The sequence below is a fragment of the Bradyrhizobium jicamae genome (genome assembly GCF_001440395.1).
In the GTDB taxonomy this organism is placed as follows: Bacteria; Pseudomonadota; Alphaproteobacteria; order Rhizobiales; family Xanthobacteraceae; genus Bradyrhizobium; species Bradyrhizobium jicamae.
The window spans coordinates 74,826-80,939 of sequence record NZ_LLXZ01000127.1 but is presented as its reverse complement, the minus strand read 5'-3'; the positions used below and the strand labels follow the sequence as shown (position 1 = coordinate 80,939).

Annotated in this window: 3 protein-coding genes; 2 read left to right on the top strand and 1 reads right to left on the bottom strand. The window is 63.7% G+C overall.

Translation table 11 applies throughout. From position 1 onward, the window contains the following. Nucleotides 1-2,688 (top strand): beta strand repeat-containing protein (locus CQ12_RS45165; RefSeq protein WP_283807393.1); only part of this gene is annotated, 2,688 nt, incomplete at its 5' end. 410 nt (nucleotides 2,689-3,098) lie between these two features. Continuing rightward, nucleotides 3,099-4,799, top strand: coding sequence for a ShlB/FhaC/HecB family hemolysin secretion/activation protein (locus tag CQ12_RS21425; RefSeq protein WP_198164217.1), 1,701 nt, complete (start codon nucleotides 3,099-3,101; stop codon nucleotides 4,797-4,799). Between the two features lie 21 nt (nucleotides 4,800-4,820). Here the strand turns inward: CQ12_RS21425 and CQ12_RS21420 are convergent, their stop codons facing one another. Further along, nucleotides 4,821-5,633: a dienelactone hydrolase family protein gene (locus CQ12_RS21420; protein WP_430642252.1), complete on the bottom strand. Its 813-nt coding sequence runs from the start codon at nucleotides 5,631-5,633 to the stop codon at nucleotides 4,821-4,823. Nucleotides 5,634-6,114 lie beyond the last annotated feature (481 nt).

Here is a 6,114-nt window from a genome sequence, read left to right as displayed (position 1 = left end):
GGAACGCTGGCCGCCTCGGGCAACTATGCGCTGACCTATACGGGTGCCGACCTTACGGTAACCCAGCGGGCCATCACCGTGACGGCCGACGCCAAGAGCCGGGCCTATGGCGACGCCAATCCGGCGCTGACCTATCAGGTCGGTGGCGCGGGCCTCGTCAATGGCGACAGCCTGTCGGGCGCGCTGGCAACGTCAGCGACGACAACCAGCAATGTCGGCGTGTACGGAATTACTCAGGGCACGCTCGCTGCCTCGGCCAACTATGCGCTTACCTATACGGGCGACAATCTGACAGTCACCCAGCGTGCCATCACGGTGACGGCCGATGCGAAAAGCCGCGCCTATGGCGACGCCAATCCGGCGCTGACGTATCACGTCGGTGGCGCTGGTCTCATCAATGGCGACAGCCTGTCAGGTGGGCTGGCGACGTCGGCGACGACGTCGAGCAACGTCGGCACCTACGGGATCGGGCAGGGGACGCTGACCGCCTCGGGCAATTATGCGCTGACCTATACGGGCAATAACCTCACCGTCACGCAGCGGGCCATCACGGTGACGGCGGATGCGAAAAGCCGCGCCTATGGCGACGCCAATCCGACGTTGACGTATCAGGTCGGTGGCGCTGGTCTCGTCAATGGCGACAGCCTGTCGGGTGCGCTGGCAACGTCAGCGACGACAACCAGCAATGTCGGCGTGTACGGAATTACTCAGGGCACGCTCGCGGCCTCCGGCAATTATGCGCTGACCTATGCGGGCGACAACCTGACCGTCACCCAGCGCGCCATCACAGTCACGGCCGATGCGAAGAGTCGCGCCTATGGTGATGCCAATCCGCCGCTGACCTATCAGATCGGTGGTTCTGGCCTGGTCAACGGCGACACGTTGTCGGGCGGGCTGGCGACCGCGGCGACGACGGCAAGCAACGTCGGCGTCTACGGCATCGGGCAGGGCACGCTCGCGGCTTCGGGCAATTATGCGCTGAACTACTCTGGCGCCGACCTGACGGTGACCCAGCGCGCCATTACCGTGACGGCCGATGCGAAGAACCGCGCCTATGGCGACGCCAATCCGACGCTGACCTATCAGGTCAGCGGCGCGGGGCTTGTCAACGGCGACACCCTGTCGGGCGCGCTGGCAACGTCGGCGACCACGGCGAGCAATATCGGCACCTACGGCATCGGGCAGGGCACGCTCGCGGCCTCGGGCAATTATGCACTGAACTACTCTGGCGCCGACCTGACGGTGACCCAGCGCGCCATCGCCGTGACGGCCGATGCGAAGAGCCGTGCCTATGGCGACGCCAATCCGGCACTGACATATCAGGTTGGCGGCGCGGGCCTCGTCAATGGCGACAGCCTGTCGGGTGCACTTGCGACGTCAGCGACGACGGCCAGCAATGTCGGCGTCTATGGCATCACGCAGGGTACGCTGGCGGCCTCGGGCAACTATGTGCTGAACTATACGAGCAATAACCTGACCGTGACCCAGCGCGCCATCACCGTGACGGCCGACGCGAAGAGCCGCGCCTATGGCGACGCCAATCCGGCACTGACGTATCAGGTCGGCGGCGCGGGCCTCGTCAATGGCGACAGCCTGTCGGGTGCACTTGCGACGTCAGCGACGACGGCCAGCAATGTCGGCGTCTATGGCATCACGCAGGGTACGCTGGCGGCCTCGGGCAACTATGCGCTGAACTATACGAGCAATAACCTAACCGTGAGCCAGCGCGCCATCAACGTGACTGCCGACGCGAAGAGCCGCGCCTATGGCGACGCCAATCCGACGCTGACCTATCAGGTCGGCGGCGCCGGCCTTCTCAATGGCGACATGTTGTCGGGCGGGCTGGCGACCGCGGCGACGACGGCAAGCAACGTCGGCGTCTACGGCATCACGCAAGGCACGCTCGCATCCTCCGGCAATTACGCGCTGAACTATTCTGGCGCCAACCTTACGGTGACCCAGCGGGCCATCACGGTGACGGCCGACGCCAAGAGCCGTGCTTACGGCGACGCCAATCCGGCACTGACGTATCAGGTCGGCGGCGCGGGCCTCGTCAACGGCGACAGCCTCTCGGGTGCGCTCGTGACGTCGGCGACGGCGTCGAGCAACGCCGGAGACTACGGCATCACGCAAGGCACGCTCGCATCCTCCGGCAACTACGCGCTGACCTATACGAGCGCTAGCCTCACCGTCACCCAGCGCGCGATCACAGTAACCGCCGACGCCAAGAGCCGCGCCTATGGCGACGCCAATCCGGCGTTGACCTATCAGGTCGGCGGCGCCGGTCTCGTCAATGGCGATACGCTCGCGGGTGCGCTCGTGACGTCGGCGACGGCGTCGAGCAACGCCGGAGACTACGGCATCACGCAGGGAACGCTCGCGGCCTCAACGAACTACGCCTTCACTTTCGTCGGCGCGAATCTCACGATTACGCCGGCAATCACTCCGCGCGTACCGACCGAAGAACTCGGCTCCTATGTGAAGTCACGGGTGACACTGCCCGCGCCGCAGCCGCCCGGCGAGATGCGTGAGGCCGAGAGCATCGAGCAGTCGTTTGCCGCGATCGCCTGCAAATCCAGGCAGTGCCTCGAGCTTCCTCATCCTAACAATCGGCGCATCGGCACGCGCGCGAGATTCGTTGATACGATACAGACGCGTGATCGCCTGCCAGCCTTTGCCGACAATTGACGCTGATTGCGTGAGACTGCGCGCATCGCGTGCGTCGCTGTAAGATTCGCCTTTTCGGAAGTGGCGTCTGGCCTTCAACTGGCGGCGCCACATGTTTCTGCACGCAGTGGTTGGTGCTATCGCCAGCAACTCAACTGCGCACACGCTACAGTTATGTCACACGTGGAACTCAACCTTAAACCGTTATTAATCCAGAAACCATATTGGTTGACTTTTTCATTGTTCGCCGTGTGCGACAGAACGTCGGAAGCGTGCAGCCTCATGCGAACTTACATGTCGACATTGCGAAGCTCTGACAGGCTCCGGTCGTCATGATGCCGCCGCTGTCCAAACATTTCAGATCGCAGACACGGCGGATGCGAACATCCGCGCGTCATCAGAGAGCAATCGGAAGACGCTGCGCGCTGCTCGTGGTCTGCGCTGTTGCAGTCGCGCCTGGCGGCATCGCGCAGGCGCAAATAGTCGAGCGCAATCTGCCGCCGGAGCCGCCGCGTCGCGCGCCAGCGATCAAGATCGGCACCGACGATCTGCTGAAGAGCGACGATGCCACGCCGCTCGGCGTGAATGTTCAAGCCATCGTCCTGATCGGAGCAAACGGCGGCGCGAAGCCGATAAGCGGCGCGAAGGGTATCGATCTGGAGCAGATCAGCGGCATCGACGCCGCCGGCTTGCGCGAACGACTCACGTCGTTTCTCGATCAGTCGCTCAGCCGCAAGGTCATCGCCGAGGTGCAGGCGGCCGTGGCCGCAGCCTATCGCGATGCCGGGCGGCCATTCGTGTCAATCACGCTGCCGCCGCAGGAAGTATCGGCCGGCGTGCTGCAGCTGCGCGTGATCCCCTTCAAGGTCGCCAACATCAAGGTGGCGGGGACGGCACCCGAGCGCTATCCGCCGAGCCGCATCCGGCTTGTCCCCGGACAGGAAATCGATGCGCGCAAGCTCGAGACCGACCTCGACTGGGCCAACCGCAATCCGTTTCGGCAGGTCGAAGCGGTGTTCGGTCCCGGCAAGGATCTCGGCATGACCGACGTCAATATACAGGTGACCGACCGCAAGCCGTGGCAGGTGTACGCCGGCTATGCCAATAGCGGCACGCTGCTGACCGACCGCAATCGCTATTATGTCGGCGTCAGCGGGGCGCCGTCTCCCGATGTCGTCGCGTCCTATCAGCTCACCGGCAGCGGGAATTTCTGGATGGACGACGGACTGTTCAGCCGGGTTGACGATGCCAGATATGTCAGCCAGGCGGGGCGGCTGCTGACGCCGCTCGGATTGCGCACGAGTCTCGAAGTCGTGGGCGATCACGTGCTGACCAATGAGCGGCCGAACAATCTGTTCCGGATCAAGACCGAAACCAGCCAGGCCTCGGCGATTGTTCGCACGGCGCTGTCCGATCTGCTGCCGGCGACGACCGGCGATCTCCTGGGCGGCGTCGAACTCAAGCAGCAGCTGCGCACGACCATTTTCGATGGTACGCCGGTTGCGGAGGGAAGCGCCGACGTCGCCCAATTGGTGGTCGGATGGAACGGGCGCTGGTCGGACAATCTGGGCACCAACACCCTCGATGTCCGTTTGAAGTCCAATCCCGGCGGCGTTCTGCCTGGTAACAATTCGAACGCCTGGAGCGCTTTCACCAACGGCCGCGTCACCGACACGCAAACCAATTTCGTGACCCTCGAGTATGGCCGCGTAACGCCACTGCCGAAGGGCTTGTCGCTAAAATCGGAGGTGTCGGTGCTGGCGTCGTCCAAGCCGCTTCCGGACACCGATCGTATCGGGCTCGGCGGCATCCAGGCCGTGCGCGGCTATGTGACCGAAGACGGCTCCGTTGACCAGGCCCTGATCCTGCGCAATTCGCTCTACGCTTCGATACCCAACATGCCCTCCTGGATGCCGGGCACGCTGGCACCGTTCCTGTTGGCCGATGTCGGCTGGGGGCGGGATCTGTTCTTCCGGCGCGCCGCCACGCTGTCGTCGATTGGCGCCGGTTTCGACTTTGCGGCCGGAGCGAACTTCAATTCCAAGCTGCTGGCGGCGAGGGCCTTGACCGACGGCCTGCATACGCCGGCCGGGTCCTGGCGCGTATCGGTGCAGGCGTCGGTCAGCTATTGATCATCGCCGGCGGATTCGAGGCTAGCTCAACACCCCGTACTTCCTGAACCAGGCCTGCATCTGGCTCCAGGCGTCCGCGGCCGCTTCCGCTCGATAGCTCGGACGATAGTCGGCGTGGAAACCGTGCGGGGCTCCGGGATAGATCTTGAACTCCGCGGTCTTCTTGTTTGCCGCCAGAGCCGCCTTGAAGGCCTCCACCGATGCGACGGAAATGCCGGTGTCAGCTTCGCCATAGAGGCCGAGCACTGGCGCCTTCATCTCGCCTGCGAGCTGGGTGGGGCTCTTCGGCCAGACCGGGTTCGGCGGATCGAGCAGCGAACCGTAGAACGCGGCGCCGGCCTTGAGAGCGCCACTGTGGGCAGCATATTCCCACACCGTGCGTCCGCCGCGGCAGAAGCCGATGATGCCCAGTTTCGAAGCGTCGCCGCCCTGCGATTTGGCCCAGGCAACGGTGCTGTCGAGATCGGACAATAGTTCGGCGTCCGGTTTCGAATTCACGATCGGCATAAGCTGCGGGATTTCGGTAATCTTCGTCAGGTCGACGCCCTTGCGGAAATAGTAATCGGGCGCCACCGCGAACGCGCCGAGCTTGGCAAGGCGCCGCGTCACGTCCTTGATGTATTCGTGCAGGCCGAAAATCTCCATCGCCACCAGCACCACCGGCGGGTTGGTGACGCCGGCCGGCCGCGCGAAATAGCCGGGCATCTCGCCGTCGGCGAGCTCGATCATGGCGTCTCCGGCCGTGAGGCCGCCGGTATCGGTCTTGATCGCGTCAGCGCGTACCGGCCCGGCCGCCAGGGTGTAGCCAGCCGTCACGGCAGCCGTTGCAGTCATGAAGCCGCGTCGCGAGAATGGTGCGACCCTGGTCAGTCCGATGATATCCGGGGTCGGCAGGGATTCGGCCCTCATGGCGGCTCTCCTTTTTTGGGAGGCGCATTCAGCTTGCAAACCAGCGCGAACGCAAATCACCTGCTTGCGAGATGTCAGCCGCTTGGGGGGTAACCGCCCAAAAATCGGGCACAAAAAAGAACAAGGCCGTCGACGCAGTATACCGTCAACGACCTTGCCAGCCCCGGATATTGAAATCGGCTCACGCCATCCGGTGAATTACAGGATGCCCGGGATTCAACCGGTGATGTGTGAACCAGTTCACAAAGGCGCAAAAATGTTGCGGCAAGGGGCGATGCAACGGTGGAAAATATCCTGGCCGCGAGGCGGCACGTTGCAGTCACGGCCCGCTATAAGGATTTAAAATGGCCAATTGCAAGTGGGGCCTCAGATCGTGCAGGCATGGTCAGTTACGCGTTAACCGGTT

Excerpts from the sequence above, each read along its gene's own strand:
- CQ12_RS21420 (WP_430642252.1), bottom strand. The coding sequence starts at position 5,633 with ATGACTGCAACGGCTGCCGTGACGGCTGGCTACACCCTGGCGGCCGGG.